The sequence below is a fragment of the Actinacidiphila epipremni genome (assembly GCF_012034175.1).
GTDB lineage: Bacteria > Actinomycetota > Actinomycetes > Streptomycetales > Streptomycetaceae > Actinacidiphila > Actinacidiphila epipremni.
The window spans coordinates 46,798-61,318 of the sequence record NZ_JAATEJ010000024.1; the positions used below are offsets into that span (position 1 = coordinate 46,798).

The following is a 14,521-nucleotide window of genomic DNA, read 5'->3' on the forward strand; positions in this document are numbered from 1 at the left end:
GCGCCCGCTCCTTTCGGACGTTCCGCGCGGCGCGGCGGGCGGCCGGGCCCGGCGGGCGGACAGCGAAACGGCCCGGCCGGGGGTCCCGGCCGGGCCGCTTCGGTGTCGGGTGGTGCGTCAGGAGACCGTGCAGGCGGCGCCGTTGAGGGTGAAGGCGGTGGGCGCGGCGCCGGAGCCCGTTCCCTGGAAGCCGAAGCTCGTGGAACCGCCGGCCGGGACGGCCGCGTTGTAGCCCAGGTCGGTGGCCGTCACGGCGGCGCCGGACTGGGTGGCCTTGGCGTTCCAGGCGTTGGTGATCTTCTGGTTGCCGGGGAAGGTCCAGGCGAGCGACCAGCCGTTGACGGCGCTGGTGCCGGTGTTGCGCACGGTCACGTCAGCGGTGAAGCCGTCCGTCCAGGCGCTGGCGATCTTGTAGCTGATCGCGCAGCCCGCGCCGGCCGGCGGGGTCGTCGGCGGAGTGGTGGGCGGTGTGGTCGGGGGAGTCGTCGGCGGGGTCGTCGGCGGCGTGGTCGGAGGAGTCGTGGGCGGGGTGGTGGGCGGTGTCGTCGGGGGAGTCGTGGGCGGGGTGGTCGGCGGGGTCGTCGGGTCCGACGCGGCGGCGGAGGCCAGCGCGTAGGCCTGGTCGGGCAGGAAGGTGCCCGCGGTGCCGGCGCAGCCGTCCGCCTCACCCGGGGGCTTCACCCAGAGGAAGGCGTCGATCGCCGGGTCCCCGGTGTTGGTCGTGGGGTAGGTGCCGAGGGCGCGGCCGGACGGATCGCACCACTCGCCGCCGCCGGCCGGCCCGTTGCCGTTGCGGCTGGTGTCCACCACCGCGTGCAGGTTGGCCGGATTGCCCAGCGCGGACAGCACGTTCTTGGCGAAGTTGACCTCGTTCGCCGTCGTGTTGAAGTTGGAGACGTTGGTGAACAGCCCGTCGGCGTTGGTCAGGATGCCGGCGCTGCGCAGCCGGTTGGCCTGCTCCGAGGCGCTGTTCCAGGCCGAGTGGCCGCCGTCCAGGTAGACCTTGGCGTTGGGCGCGGCGGCGTGGATGGAGGCGCCCGCGCGGGAGAGCGAGGCGAACCGGTCCGACTGCTGCTGCGCCGACAGGCAGGTGGTCAGCGCGATGGAGTCCGGCTCCAGGATGATGATCGACTGCCCGCTGCCGAGCCCGGCGGCGAAGTTGCGCACCCAGGTGTCGTACGAAGCCAGGTCCGGCGCGCCGCCGGCGGAGGCGCCGCCGCAGTCGCGGTTGGGGATCTCGTACACCGCCAGCACCGGCACCTGCCCGGCGGCTGCCGCGGCGGAGGTGACCGTCCGGACGTCGCTGGTGATCGTGCTGGGGCTGTAGTTGGAGAACCAGATCGCCTGCGGCTGGGAGGCGATCCGCCGGGAGATGATCGGCTGCCGGGAGTCGCCGGGGTTGGCGGCGACCCACCGTACGACCTGGGAGTTGGGGTCCGTGTAGAGCTGGGTGCCCGCCGGCAGGCTGCCCTGCGGGGCGGCGCCGGCGCTCATCTGGGTGCCCAGTGCGATACCGGTGGCCGCGAGGCCCGTGGCCAGGCCGAGCGCCGCGGCCTTGCGCAGGCGCGAGGCGCGGGTGGGGGCCGCAGCCGCGCCGTCGGGGCGCGGGGTGGGGCTGGGGGGTGTCACAGTTGTCCTCCGTGCTCTCGTGGGGGGAGAGGACCCTCGTGGGGAAGGGCCGGATGCGCGGGGCGTCCGTGGGAGCGCTCCCGCGCAACCGCGCCGAGCCTAGCCAGTACGGCTGGGCCGCACAAATGTCCGTACAATACCCGGGCGTTCGCCGTTCGTCCCGGCCCGCTCCCCGACCGGCGTCCGGCGGCCCGAAGAGCCAGGTCGCAGGGCCGTCCGGCCGGTGGCGGGCGGGTGACCCGGCGCCGCGAGGACCGACCACCTGAGGAGCCGTGCCATGACCTCCGCCCCCGCTCCGCGCTTCCCGCGCGGCTTCCGGTTCGGCGCCGCCACCGCCGCGTACCAGATCGAAGGCGCCACCGGCGAGGACGGCCGCGGCGTGTCCATCTGGGACACCTTCTGCCGCACGCCCGGCGCCACCGCCGAGGGCTCCACCGGCGACACCGCCTGCGACCACTACCACCGCTACCGGGAGGACGTCGCGCTGCTGCGCGAACTGGGCGCCGACACCTACCGCTTCTCGATCGCCTGGCCGCGGATCGTGCCCGCGGGCACCGGCGCGGTCAACCCCGCGGGCCTGGACTTCTACGACCGCCTCGTGGACGAGCTGCTCGACGCCGGCATCGAACCGGCCCCCACCCTCTACCACTGGGACCTGCCGCAGGCTCTGGAGGACCGGGGCGGCTGGCGGGTCCGCGACACCGCCGAGGCATTCGCCGAGTACGCGCTCGTGGTCGCCGAGCGGCTCGCCGACCGGGCCGGGCGCTGGATGACGCTCAACGAGCCGTTCTGCACCGCCTTCGTGGGCCACGCCGTCGGCCGGCACGCCCCCGGCACCCGCGAGGGGAACGGCGCGCTCGCCGTCGTGCACCACCTGCTCGTCGGCCACGGGCTCGCCGTGGACGCGCTCCGCGCCGCCGGCGCCCGCGAGGTCGGCATCGCCCTCAACCCCGACCGGCTGCTGCCCGCCACCGGCTCGGCGGCCGACGCCGAGGCCGTGGCACGCGCAGAGATCCTGCACAACCGCTGCTGGTTCGACCCGGTCTTCCTCGGCCGCTACCCCGAGGGCGAGAAGGAGGTCTGGGGCGACATCAGCGACTTCTCCTTCCGGCGCGACGGCGACCTCGCGCTCGCCTCCCGCCCGCTGGATTTCTGCGGCGTCAACTACTACCGGCCCATCACCGTCGCCGACGCCCCCTGGCGGGAGGCCGATCCGGCGCGGCGCACCGCCGACGACATCCGGGTCCAGGAGACCTGGGGCGACGACACCGCCCGCCGCACCACGATGGGCTGGCCCGTGGTCCCAGCCAGCTTCCGCGACCTGCTCGTCGACCTGACCCGCCGCTACCCCGGCCTGCCGCCGCTGGTCATCACCGAGAACGGCTCCGCCGAGGCCGACGCCCCCGAAGCCGACGGCACCGTCCACGACACCGACCGCGTCGAGTACCTGCGCGACCACCTCGACGCCCTCGCCCAGGCCGTCGCCGAGGGCGTCGACGTGCGCGCCTACTACGTATGGTCGCTGCTGGACAACTTCGAGTGGGCCTTCGGCTACGACCGCCGCTTCGGCATCGTCCGCGTCGACTACGACACGCTGCGGCGCACGCCCAAGGACAGCTACCGCTGGTACCGGGACTTCATCGCCGCGGAGCGTGCCGCACACGCGCGCTGACCGCGGCGGGCCGGCCGGCGCGGCGGGCGGCTCACCAGCTGGACTTGCGGACGCCGGGCAGGTGCCCGGCGTGGGCGTGCCGGCGCATGCTCACCCGGGACAGGCCGAAGGCGCGCAGGTGACCGCGCGGGCGGCCGTCCACGCTGTCGCGGTTGCGCACCCGGGTGGCGCTGGCGTCGCGCGGCTGGCGGCGCAACTCCCGCTGGGCGTCGGCGCGTTCCTGCGCGCCGGTCGCCGGGGAGGCGATGACGCGCTTCAGCTCCGCGCGGCGTTCGGCGTAGCGGGCGACGACCTCCCGGCGGCGGTCGTTCGCGGCGATCTTGCTCTTCTTGGCCATGGTTCCCCCTCAGACGTGGTGGCCGCGGGCGCGGATCAGCCGCACGGCCTTGTCGATGCCGATGCGGTCGACGGTCTTGATGCCCTTGGCGCTGAGCGTGAGGCGTACGTACCGCCGCTCGGCGGGCAGCCAGTACCGCTTGGACTGGACGTTGGGGTCGAACCGGCGCGGGGTCCGGCGGTGGGAGTGGGAGATGGAGTTGCCGAAGCCGGGCTTGCGGCCGGTCAGTTGGCAGTGGGCGGACATGCGCACCCTTCGGTCGGGGGGGACGGTGGGGAAGACCTTATAGAAAAACGTTTTCATTTCCAAACGAGGTCGGGTGCGTCGGATCCGGGCGTCCGGGCGGGCGCCAAGGTGGGAGTCCGGGTGCTGTTGCGAATGAAAATCGTTTCCGTATAGTGGGCGCATGGCACGCACCGACGTACGACCGATCGTCAAGCTCCGCTCCACCGCGGGTACCGGCTACACCTACGTGACCCGCAAGAACCGCCGCAACGACCCCGACCGGCTGGTGCTGCGCAAGTACGACCCGGTGGCGCGCCGGCATGTCGACTTCCGCGAAGAGCGCTGACCGCAGCCGAGCCGAGCCGAGCCGGACCCAGCCTCAGACGAACACGAGGACGCATCCGTGAAACCCGACATCCATCCCCCTTACGGCCCCGTCGTCTTCCGCGACAAGGCCGCCGGCTTCGCCTTCCTCACCCGCTCCACCGCCACCAGCGACACGACGGTGGAGTGGGAGGACGGCCGGACCTACCCCGTCGTCGACGTGGAGATCTCCTCGCGGAGCCACCCCTTCTACACCGGCACCGCCCGCGTCGTGGACACCGCAGGACGCATCGAGCGCTTCGAGCGCAGGTACGCGCGCCGGGGTGCGCGATGAGCGGCGCGGGCGCGACCGGGACCGGCGCCGACGGCAGGCTTCCCGTCGTCGTCGTGGCCGGCATGCACCGCGAGGCGCGCCGGACCGTCGTCGGGCAGCTGCTGGGCATGGTGCCGGGCAGCGTCGCCCTGCACCACGACCTCTCCCGGGCGATGCAGGGGACGGTGCGCCGCGTCGTGAGCGACGCCGACGGCCCGCTGTCGGCGCAGGACACGCCCCTGGTCAACGACTGCGCCTGCTGCGCGCTGCGCGAGGACCTGGTCCCCGAGCTGGAGCGGCTGGCGGCCGGCGGCCTGACGCGGCTCGCCGTGGTGGAGCTGTGGGACTCGGTCGAGCCGCAGGGCATGGCCGAGGTCATCGCCACGGCGGGCGCGCAGTTCCTGGAGCTGACCGGCGTCATGACCGCGCTCGACCCCGTGCTGGTCCTGCCGTGCCTCGCCAACGGCGACGACCTGCACGACGCGGGCCTGGCCGTGACGGCGCAGGACCGGCGGACCGTCGCCGACACCTGGGCCCGCCAGCTGGAGTACCCGCCGGTCCTGGTCCTCGTCGAGGACGAGCAGGCGCCGGACGCCGAGGCCGCGGACGACGAGGACCGCGCGCTGCTGCGCCAACTCCACCCCACCGCCCGGCATGTGGCCGCCGGCACCACCGAACTGGCCAGGGCGGCGTTCGCCGGCTTCGACGTCTCCGCCGCGGCGGCGGCGCAGCACCCGGCCTGCTCCCGCCTGCCGCAGGAGGCGGACGAGGCGGGGATCACCACCGTGGTCTGGCGCCGCCGGCGCCCCTTCCATCCCGAGCGCCTGTATGCCGCGCTGGAGGACCTGGTGTGCGCGGCGGCCCGCAGCCGCGGGCGGTTCTGGCTCGCCGACCGCCCCGACACGCTGCTGTCCTGGGACGCGGCGGGCGGCGCCCTGTGCGTGGAGAGCGTCGGCCCCTGGCTGGCCTCGCTGCCCGACGCCGCCTGGGACCTGGAGCCCCCGGTACGCACCGCCGCCGCGGCCCTGGACTGGGACGCCGAGCACGGCGACCGCTGCCAGCACCTGGTCTTCACCTCGCCGGCGCTGGACCGCGAAGGACTCGCAGCGCTCCTGGAGTCGTGCCTGCTCACCGACGCCGAATACGCCGCGGGCCGCACGGCGTGGCGGGCGCTGCCCGCGGCCTTCGACCACCTGCTCGACCCCGTCCCCTGACCCGCCGGCCGGCCCCCGTGGGCCGTGCCGCCCGACAACCGAGGAAGCCTGATGGCCCGCCGAACCGATCCGCGCAAGGCGCCCAAGTCCCGCCCCAACCCGCTGGACGCGGCGAAGATCACGTACATCGACTACAAGGACACCGACCTGCTGCGCAAATTCATCTCCGACCGCGGCAAGATCCGCAGCCGGCGCGTCACCCGCGTCACCGCCCAGCAGCAGCGCCGGATCGCCCGGGCGATCAAGAACGCCCGCGAGATGGCCCTGCTCCCGTACGCCCCGACCGCGCAGAGCCGCTGACCGGCTCGGGGACGGCGGCGGCCCGGTCGCGCGCGGCGACGCGGGAGGGCCGGGAGCCGCCGCCGACCGTGAGGCTGACGACAGTCAGGGCGCAGCCGACGACACCGAGCCCGGCGCCGAGCCAGGCCGGCGCGAGGTAGCCCCGCCCCTGGGCGATGACCACCGCGCCCAGGGCCGCACCGAGGCTGTTGGCGATGTTCATGGCCGACTGGTTGACGGCCGCGCCCATGAGCTGGGCGCCGTGGGCCACCGAGATGAGCCGCGCCTGGAGGGCCGGGCCGAGGAACATGCTGGCCGCGCCGAGGAGGAAGGCGGCGGTGAACAGCCCGCCGGGGGAGTGCGCGAGGAGGGCGAACACCACGAGGGCGGCGACGATGCCGGGGAAGCCCAGCAGCAGGCTCAGCCGCAGGTCGCGGTCGGCGGACCAGCCGCCGGCCGCGTTGCCCACGGTCATACCGAGGCCCACGGCGACCAGCGCCCAGGGCACGGCCGCCGAGGGCAGCCCCGCCACATGCGTCGTGATCGGCGCCAGGTAGCTGTCGACCGCGAAGAAACCCGCGAAGCCGATCGCGGCGATGGCGGCGGCCATCCACACCTGCGGGGCGCGCAGCGCGCCGAGTTCCGCCCGCGCGGACCCTCCCGCGTACGCGGTGTCCTCGGGGACGACCAGCCACACCGCCACCAGCGTCAGGAAGAAGACCGCGGCGATCGCCAGGTACGCGATCCGCCAGCCCGCGGCCTGGCCGAGGCCGGTGATCAGCGGCACGCCGATCACGTTCGACGTCGTCAGGCCCGCCAGGACGACGGCGAATCCCTTGCCCTGGTTGCCGGGGCCCATCAGGCGCGCCGCGAGCATGCCGGCCGCGCCGAAGTACGCGCCGTGCGGCAGCCCGGCGACGAAGCGCGCCGCCAGCAGCGTCCAGAACGTCGGGGCGAGGGCCGACGCCACGGTGCCGGCGACGAACAGCACGAGCAGGCCCAGCACCAGCCGCCGGCGCGGCGCCCGGGCGGCCAGCACCGCGATCGTGGGCGCGCCGGTGACGACACCGAGGGCGTACGCGCTGACCGACCACCCCGCGCGGCTGATGGCCTGCGCCGAGGAGTGCGCGTACGGGCCCGGCAGCAGGCCGCGGGCGATCTCCGGGAGCAGGCCCATCGCGACGAACTCGGTGAGCCCCACGGCGAAGCCGCCCAGGGCCAGGGCCAGCAGCGCGGCCCGGCGGCGCGACTTCGTGAGGTCGTTCATGGACCAGGAGTATAGCAACGCTGTTGCGTAATAGAGTGGGCGGATGCGCAACCCCGCTGCCGGCCTCGGCTTCCTCCGCGACTACAACGAGGGCCTCGTCCTCGCGATCGCCCGCGGCGCCGCGCCCTTCGACCGCGCGTCGGTGGCCGCCGCGACCGGGCTGACCCCGCAGGCCGTCTCCAAGGTGCTGGCCCGGCTGATCAAGCAGGGCCTGATCGCGCCGTGCGGCCTCAAGCGCCAGGGCGCCGGGAAGCCGGCCACCTTGTACGAGCTCCTCCCCACCAGCCGGTTCGCCGTCGGCATGCATGTCGCCCGGCGGACGCTGCGGACCGTGCTGACCGACCTGCGCGGCGACATCGCGACCTCGCACGTCACCCCGCTGCCGCCCGACTTCACCCCGCGGGACCTGCTCGACGCGATGACCGGCGCCGTCGCGCGGCTCACCCGGGACCGGCCGCAGACCGCCGGCCGGATCGCCGGGGTCGGCATCGGCATGGTCGGGCCCCTGGACCACGCGCTCGGCATCGTGCGCGACGCGCACCGGCTGCGGCACTGGCACGACGTCCCCTTGCGCGAGCGCGCGCAGGACGCCCTCGGCCTGCCCGTCCATCTCGACAAGGACGTGACCGCGGGCGTCACGGCGGAAGCCTGGCGCCGGGGCCCGGCCTTCGACGACGCGGCCCTGATCATGGTGGAGTCGGGCGTCGGCGCCGGGCTCTGGCTGGACGGCCGGGCGCACCGCGGCGCCCACACGAACGCCGGCGAGTTCGGCCACACCGTGCTGCAACTCGACGGGCCGCGCTGCGCGTGCGGGCGCCATGGCTGCCTGGAGGTCCTGCACGACCTCGCCGTCGCCGACGGCGACATCCCGCGCGCCGCGCGCATCCTCGCCGCGGGCGTCGTCAACCTCGTCCAGGCCGTCGACATCGGCCATGTCGTGCTCGCCGGCGCCGACCTCCTCCAGCACCACCGGACCTACCGCGCCGCCGTCACCGCAGGGATCGAGACCGAAGTGCCCCGGGCCGACTGGCTCACCGTCGAGGTGACCCTGTCCAGCCTCGGCGCCGACATCATCGCCGCCGGCGCGGCCATGCAGATCCTCGACGCCTCCTACGGGGTCCCGAGCCCGGCGTCGGCCGCGCACGCGGCGCCGGTCGCCCAGCCGGCGCCCTGAGCCGGCGCCCTGAGCCGGCGCCCTGAGCCGGCGCCCTGAGCTGGCGCCCTGAGCCGCCGCCCGGCGGCGGGACGGCCCTCCCGCGCGGCCCGTCACAGGCTGCGCAGGAGACCGGCCGCCGCGGCCGGCCAGGTGTGGTGGGCGGCCAGGCGTGCCCGCAGCGCGGTCGCGCGGGCGAAGGCCGCGTCCCGGTCGAGCAGGGCGAACTCGATCGCCCGGGCCCAGTCCTCGGCGGTCCGGCCGGCATCGGATCCGACGGGCAGCACGACATCGGCCGCCTCGTCGGCCGGCAGGCTCTCCGCCAGCAGCCGGCCGAGCCCGCTCGGCGCGCTCACCAGCGTCGGCACCCCCGCGAGCAGGCCCTCAAGACCGGCCAGCCCGAAGCCCTCGGAGCGCGACGGCATGAGGACCACGCTCGCCCGGTGCAGATCGGCGGCCAGCTCGGCCGGATCGGTGGTGAACTCCCGCACCACGACGGGGAGGTCGCGGTCGCCCGACCAGTCGCGCAGCTTCGCCGCCAGCTCGTCGCCGGTCCCGGGCGGCGCGCCCCGCACCCAGAACTCGACCCGCGCGCGCCGCCCGCTCCGCCGCCGGGCGGCCAGGGCCGTCGCCCGGGCGGCGATGTCGAGGCCCTTGAGGCGCGACTCCTCCGCCCGGCCGAAGAGCAGCACCCGCCAGGACGTGCCCGGCGGCGGGGTGCGGGCCTGCGCGTCGTCGCCGAACCCGGGGTCGAGCCGGAGCACCGGGGCCGCCTGGAGCGGGGCGAACTCGGTCGCGTACCTGCCGTGCAGGACCGGACCGACGGCCACGACACGGTACGCGGTACGCCCCAGGGCCACCTCGCGTGCCGTGCGCTGCGCCGAGTAGCCGGCCCGGTCGGCGCCCCCCACGTCCTTGAACGGGTCGATCTCGTCGGGCGCCACATGGACGAGGTGCAGCCGCCGCGACCGCGGGAACGCCGCCGCGGCGGCCTCGGCGAGGTGGCCGGTCACCCGCCCGTGCCCGATGACGATCTCGGGCACGAACCCGCGCGGCAGGTCGGCCCGCGCCACGGTGCCGGCCGGCGACACCAGCAGCCGTACGCCGTACGAGGCGGCGTCCGCGGTCTCGGGCTCACTGGCGTGGTCGACGACGCACACCACCCGGCAGCCGGCCGCGGCGAGGGCCTGGCACAGCTCGCGGTTGAGCGTGTTGAGGCCGCCGAACTCCGAGCGCCAGGCGGTGCCCATGGCCAGGACGTGGAAGCGGGGGGCTGAGGGTGGCGGCGGCTCCTGCCGTGGCCGCCCGGCGGGCTCGGCCGCGGGCCGGCGGAACCGCTGGCGCCGGAGCAGCCCGGCGCGCTCCGGGGGGAGCCCCTCGGGGTCGGACATCTGTCGCCTTCCTCCTCACTGCCCTGCCCTGCCCTGACGTGACGTCACCGGCGCCCGGCCGCGCCCGGCGGCGGTTCACGGCCAGTACGGAGCGCTGAGGACGAGACGCAGCTCGTCCCGGTCGTCGTCCGCGACCGCGTCGGCGGCCCGCCGCAGCAGCGTCCACGGGTGGAAGCAGCCGTAGAGCAGGTCGCTGCCCTCGGCCGCCGCCCGCAGCATGCCGGTGCGGTCCCGCCCGGTGCCGCCCCGCCCGGCGACGGCCGCCAGCCGTCCGGCGTTCGCCGCCCACACCAGCCGCTCGCCCGCGTCGAGGTCGACGAGCCCGTCGTCGAGCAGGTGCACCAGGCGGTCGGCCTCCCAGCCGGGCCGGCCGGGGTCCAGCGGGGCCTGCCCGTGCCGGGCCAGGTCGGCGTCGAAGCCCTCGGGCCCGGGCCCGGTGGTGGAGTCCGGCGCGGTCAGCAGCCGCCGGGCGCCGGTCGAGGCCAGGGGCCGGGGGCGGGCGGCCCGGTCCTGCCCCAGCAGCGCCAGGCGTGCCTCGGCCAGCAGGGTCGCCGGATGGTCGCCGCCCAGGCAACCGCGGTGCAGGGCGACCGCCTTGCGCGCCGCCGCCTCGCCGGCACGGTCGCCCGCGCCGCCGGCCAGCGCGTGCGCCGCCCGGGCGTCCCAGGCCGCCGCGGCATGCACGCCCACCCCGCCGAAGGCGCGGACCACGTCCTCGGTGAGGGCGTCGAGGGAGGCCGGTGTCAGCGCGGCCAGGCCGCTGAGCCGGGCCGCGGCCAGCCGCCGGACCGCCAGGAACGGCGAGTGCGGGCCGAGTTCGCCGAGGGCCGCGGCGATCTCCCGGTTCGTGGCGGCCAGCGCCGCCGCGAGGTCGCCGCGGAACTGCCGCAGCCGGGTGAGCGAGGACAGCCGGATACGGGTCTCCCGGTCGTCCTCGCCGAGCCGCTCGGCCAGGGTCCGCCAGGCGCCCTCCACCAGCTGGAGCCCCCGGGTGGTCTCCCCGAGGTCGTAGGCGACCTCGCCGGTGTTGCACTGCTGGATGACCACGTCGGTGTCCTGGTGGTCCAGCCGGTCCCACAGCCTGTCGAGGCAGGCCCGCAACCGCTCGCCCGCCGGGCGCAGCCGCCAGAGCCGGTGGTCGCAGCGGGCGAGGTTGTTCTCGATGTTGTCCAGCATCGCGGCGTCGTCGGAGAGCGTGGAGCGGATGACGCCGGCGGCCCGCGCGAAGTCCGCGCGGCACTGGAGGTACAGGCCGCGCTCCAGCAGGATCAGGGCCCGGTCGTTGAGGAGCTCGCCGTACTTGTGGTCGCCCTCCGCGCCCGGACGCGCCCTGCGCAGCCGCAGGGCGGTGGCGAGCGACCGGTCCGCCCGCGCGAACTCCTCCTGGAGCAGCTGGAGGTAGCCGAGGTTGTCCAGCACCTCCACCCGGACCTCGGTGGTCCACGGCACCTCGCCCAGGCCGCCCACGGTGCCGGCCGACGGGAGGCTGCGGGGGACCAGCTCCAGGGCGCGCTCGGCGTACGCGACGGCCGCGGTGAGGCTGCAGTCGGCGAGCACCGGGGCGTTCTCGTTGATCCACCGCGCCGCGAGCAGCCGCGCCTCGGGGCTCGCGACCCGGCCGAGGTCGGCCGCCGGGACCACTTCGTCCAGGTCCAGGTCGTCGAAGAGCCCGGAGACGACACCCGACCAGCCGCGCACCGCCTTCGCCGCGGCCCGGTCGCCGTACAGCGCCAGGCCCAGCAGCCGGGTGCGGTAGGCGGCGCGCCGCGCCCCCATGTCGGCCAGGTGGCCGGCGGCCGGCCACAGGGCGCGGTCGGCGAGCGCCTGCGGTGCCCGCTCGGGCAGCCCGTCGTAGCCGTCCTCCAGCGCGTGGAAGACCAGGACGCAGGCCATGACCGCGGCGCTGACCAGGGAGGCGACGATCGGCCAGGTCGAGACGTCCTCGGGGTCGTAGTCCTCCATCAGCCAGGATGCCGCGCCGCCGACCCGCATGGCGGTGTCCGCGACGTCCATGCCGGGCTGGTCGCGGACGATCCGCGCCATGAGCGGATGGACCTGGAAGGTCTCGGTGTCCACCCCGGTCCTGATCAGCCCCTGGCGGCGCAGGGTGGCCACGGCGGCGTCCCGGCGGGTGAGGTCGGCGGCGAAGGGCAGCGTGGGCCGCTCGGGGAAGTCGTCGCCGAGCACGGCCAGCAGCCGCGCGGGCAGCGGCGCGGAGCCCGCGCAGGCCAGGACCCGCAGCAGGGCGGCGGCGTCCGGGTCCGCGTCGGCCAGCTGCGCCAGCCGCAGCCGCCATACGCCGGCCAGCCCGGCGGCGCTGTACGACGGGTCCGCCCGGTGCCGCTCCAGCCAGCCCGACATCGACACGCCCTCGGTGATCGCGACCGCGGCCTGTTCGAGGGCGAGCGGGAAACCGTCGAACAGCTCGGCGACGGCGGCGACCAGTTCCTCGGCCCGCGCGCCGGTGCGGGCCAGCAGGTACTCGGTCGCCTCGGACAGCGGCAGCGGGCCGAGCTCGACGACATCGGCGGCGGCCCGCCAGCGCAGCGACTGGGAGGTGACGATCCAGTGCAGGCCGGGCAGTTCCGGGAGCGCGGTGAACTGCTCGGGCCCGGGGGCGTCGTCCACGACGACCAGCGCCGGGGCGCGCTCGGCCAGTTCGGCCCACAGCCGGTCGGGCGCGGCGTCGTCGAGGCCCAACTGGGCCGCGAGCGAGGCGCGCGAGGACTCCCAGGTCGCCGCGTCGGTCGCGGTGAGCCAGCCGACCACCTGGTACTGGGGCGCCAGTTCGCGGCAGATCCGGGCAGCGAAGGAGGACTTGCCCATGCCCGACTCGGCGACCAGCGCCACCCGGGCCGCCCCCGCGGTGTCCGCGAACTGCCCGGCGGCCTGCGCCAGTTCCCGGCGCCGGGTGCCGCGCTCCGCGGGGCCGCCCAGGCCCGGGATGGCGAAGACCCGCCGGGCGGCGCGGCCCGGCGCCGGCTCCAGGGTGAGGTGGGTGAAGGGGTCCGGCCAGCCGGACAGCGCCCGCTCGTACAGGCGCGCGACCTCCTCCTGGTTCTCCACGCCCGGCGCCGGCCGCTCCAGGGCCCGGGCGATCTCCGCCGGCCTGGGTACGTAGATGCGGCGCAGCATGGCGTGCAGGCGTAACCGCCGGGAGGCCGTCGGGTCGCCCTCGTCCAGGTCGGCCAGCAGCTGGCGCGCGACCGCGTGCGTACCGCCCTGCGCGGAGCGCCGGAAGCCGGCGTTCGACGCCCTCAGCACGGCGGCGAGCGCGTCGGGGGTGTCGGCGAGCCGTGCGGCGTCGGTGAGGTCCCGCAGCCCCGGGGCGGTGTCCGGCACGGGCGCCGACAGCGGGGTGACCAGCAGCGCGGCGCCCCCGGGGTCGTCCTGCGGCCCCGCGACGAGCTCCACCGCGGGCCGGTCCAGCGGCGCGGGCAGCAGCCGTACGACCAGCCGCCGCAGGCCGATCGTGCTCAGCGCCGTCTCGACGGCCAGCTCCGGGCCGAGCCCGCCCGGCGCGAGCCCGACCTTGGTGACCGGGCCGCTCAACCCCAGCACCGGCCGGTGCGTGACGGCGCCGGCCAGGGCGACCCGCAGCAGGCCGCAGACCACCTCGTCCGGTCGCGCCCGGTCCTGCCCGCTCCGCGTCACCGCATCCCCTCCCCGCCCCCCAGCCCGCCCCCCGGGGGGCCGGCGTGAGCACACTCTAGAGCCGGCCCGGATTGCGTACTCGGCATTTCGTGTCGGGAGGCGAGCGGATACGGGCGAGGAGATAGGAAGAGGGGGTGAGTCACAAGGCCGAGGCCGCGTCCGGGCGGGGACGCCGATGGGAGCGCTGGAAGAAGCGCTGGGACGCGTCGTCCGCGGCGCTGGTCGTCCGCCGGGGCGTCGAGATGGAGCTGATGTCCCGGGCGCTGAGCTTCGCGGCCCTGAGCCTGCTCACGCTGCTGCCGCTGGTGACCCTCGTCGGCGCCGTCGACCCGCAGAGCGGCCTGGGCGCCGGCCGGTTCCTGGGGCGTGTGCTGGGTCTGTCCCCCTCGTCCCAGGCGCGGGTCACCGAGGCGGTGGTCAGCCCGACGCAGGCGCTGCGCCGTACCACCGCGTTCGGTCTCGCCGTGCTCGCCGCGTTCGGCCTCACCTTCGGGACGGCGCTCCAGACCGGGTACGAGAAGGTCTGGCAGCTCAAGTCGGCCCACTGGCACGCCCTGTGGCGGCATGTCATCTGGCTCGCGCTGTTCGTGGGCTTCCTGCTGATCGCCGTCGCGGCGCTCGGGCACGGCACGAGCCTGGTCCAGCAGGGCGTCGGGGGCCTGGCCACCGTCGCGGTCTCGCTGCTCTTCTTCTGGTGGTCCCAGCGGTTCCTGCTCGTCGAACGGGTGAGCTGGCGCGCCCTGCTGCCCGGGGCGGCGGCCACGACGCTGGGCCTGATCGGCCTGCGGATCTTCTCCGGCCTGGTCTTCTCCCCGCTGATCGCCTCGAACGCCGTGACGTACGGCCCGGTGGGCACGATCCTGGTCGTCCAGTCGTGGCTGACGGGCGTGGGCTTTGTGGTCTACGGCGGCGCCGTGCTCGGCCGGGTCCTGCACCAGCGCCACACCTCCCACGGCCGCGCCGGCCACACCTGAGCCGCCCCTCCCGCCTCACCCGAGCCGCCCTCCGCCACGCCTGACGGCGACTCATCGACCGCCGCACGGGCGGCAGTTGGCAGGGGCTA

Annotated in this window: 13 protein-coding genes; 7 read left to right on the forward strand and 6 right to left on the reverse strand. The window is 75.8% G+C overall.

Annotated features, from left to right (window positions below; genetic code table 11):
* Positions 1–117: 117 nt before the first annotated feature.
* Entirely contained in the window at positions 118–1,629 is a 1,512-nt protein-coding gene (locus HCN08_RS25685; protein WP_322974675.1) for a glycoside hydrolase family 6 protein, read from the reverse strand.
* Positions 1,630–1,906: 277 nt separating this feature from the next.
* Here HCN08_RS25685 and HCN08_RS25690 point away from each other — a divergent pair, with 277 nt between their 5' ends.
* Entirely contained in the window at positions 1,907–3,301 is a 1,395-nt protein-coding gene (locus HCN08_RS25690; protein WP_167985622.1) for a GH1 family beta-glucosidase, read from the forward strand.
* 31 nt (positions 3,302–3,332) lie between these two features.
* On the opposite strand, the gene rpsN is transcribed toward HCN08_RS25690, so the two are convergent.
* Positions 3,333–3,638 carry a 30S ribosomal protein S14 gene (gene rpsN, locus HCN08_RS25695; RefSeq protein ID WP_167985623.1) on the reverse strand — a complete coding sequence of 102 codons (306 nt, stop codon included), beginning with the start codon at positions 3,636–3,638 and terminating at the stop codon, positions 3,333–3,335.
* Between the two features lie 9 nt (positions 3,639–3,647).
* On the reverse strand, positions 3,648–3,884 hold the full coding sequence (rpmB, locus tag HCN08_RS25700) for a 50S ribosomal protein L28 (protein WP_167985624.1): 237 nt from the start codon (positions 3,882–3,884) through the stop codon (positions 3,648–3,650).
* A 160-nt stretch (positions 3,885–4,044) separates the two neighbouring features.
* On the opposite strand from rpmB, the gene rpmG reads away from it, so the two are divergent.
* From rpmG to rpsR, 4 genes are read left to right on the forward strand one after another with little or no spacing between them, the layout of a single operon-like run.
* Positions 4,045–4,209 (forward strand): 50S ribosomal protein L33, encoded by a 165-nt coding sequence (rpmG, locus tag HCN08_RS25705; protein ID WP_167985625.1) that lies wholly within the window; start codon positions 4,045–4,047, stop codon positions 4,207–4,209.
* Between the two features lie 57 nt (positions 4,210–4,266).
* Positions 4,267–4,521: a type B 50S ribosomal protein L31 gene (locus HCN08_RS25710; RefSeq protein ID WP_167985626.1), complete on the forward strand. Its 255-nt coding sequence runs from the start codon at positions 4,267–4,269 to the stop codon at positions 4,519–4,521.
* Positions 4,518–5,714: a CobW family GTP-binding protein gene (locus tag HCN08_RS25715; protein ID WP_167985627.1), complete on the forward strand. Its 1,197-nt coding sequence runs from the start codon at positions 4,518–4,520 to the stop codon at positions 5,712–5,714. The genes HCN08_RS25710 and HCN08_RS25715 overlap by 4 nt, the downstream gene beginning before the upstream one ends.
* A 51-nt stretch (positions 5,715–5,765) precedes the next feature.
* Positions 5,766–6,014 carry a 30S ribosomal protein S18 gene (rpsR, locus tag HCN08_RS25720; RefSeq protein WP_167985628.1) on the forward strand — a complete coding sequence of 83 codons (249 nt, stop codon included), beginning with the start codon at positions 5,766–5,768 and terminating at the stop codon, positions 6,012–6,014.
* On the opposite strand, the gene HCN08_RS25725 is transcribed toward rpsR, so the two are convergent.
* Positions 5,956–7,260 carry an MFS transporter gene (locus HCN08_RS25725; protein WP_167985629.1) on the reverse strand — a complete coding sequence of 435 codons (1,305 nt, stop codon included), beginning with the start codon at positions 7,258–7,260 and terminating at the stop codon, positions 5,956–5,958. The genes rpsR and HCN08_RS25725 overlap by 59 nt on opposite strands.
* Before the next feature lie 43 nt (positions 7,261–7,303).
* Between HCN08_RS25725 and HCN08_RS25730 the strand changes: the two genes are divergently transcribed.
* A complete protein-coding gene (locus tag HCN08_RS25730) occupies positions 7,304–8,434 on the forward strand; it encodes an ROK family transcriptional regulator (protein WP_167985630.1) in 1,131 nt (376 codons plus the stop codon).
* Positions 8,435–8,526: 92 nt separating this feature from the next.
* Here the strand turns inward: HCN08_RS25730 and HCN08_RS25735 are convergent, their stop codons facing one another.
* Together HCN08_RS25735 and HCN08_RS25740 are read right to left on the reverse strand one after the other, a co-directional pair.
* A complete protein-coding gene (locus tag HCN08_RS25735; protein WP_167985631.1) occupies positions 8,527–9,804 on the reverse strand; it encodes a glycosyltransferase in 1,278 nt (425 codons plus the stop codon).
* A gap of 75 nt (positions 9,805–9,879) precedes the next feature.
* Entirely contained in the window at positions 9,880–13,458 is a 3,579-nt protein-coding gene (locus HCN08_RS25740; protein ID WP_167985632.1) for a P-loop NTPase family protein, read from the reverse strand.
* Between the two features lie 134 nt (positions 13,459–13,592).
* Here HCN08_RS25740 and HCN08_RS25745 point away from each other — a divergent pair, with 134 nt between their 5' ends.
* A complete protein-coding gene (locus HCN08_RS25745) occupies positions 13,593–14,432 on the forward strand; it encodes a YhjD/YihY/BrkB family envelope integrity protein (RefSeq protein ID WP_322974677.1) in 840 nt (279 codons plus the stop codon).
* Positions 14,433–14,521 lie beyond the last annotated feature (89 nt).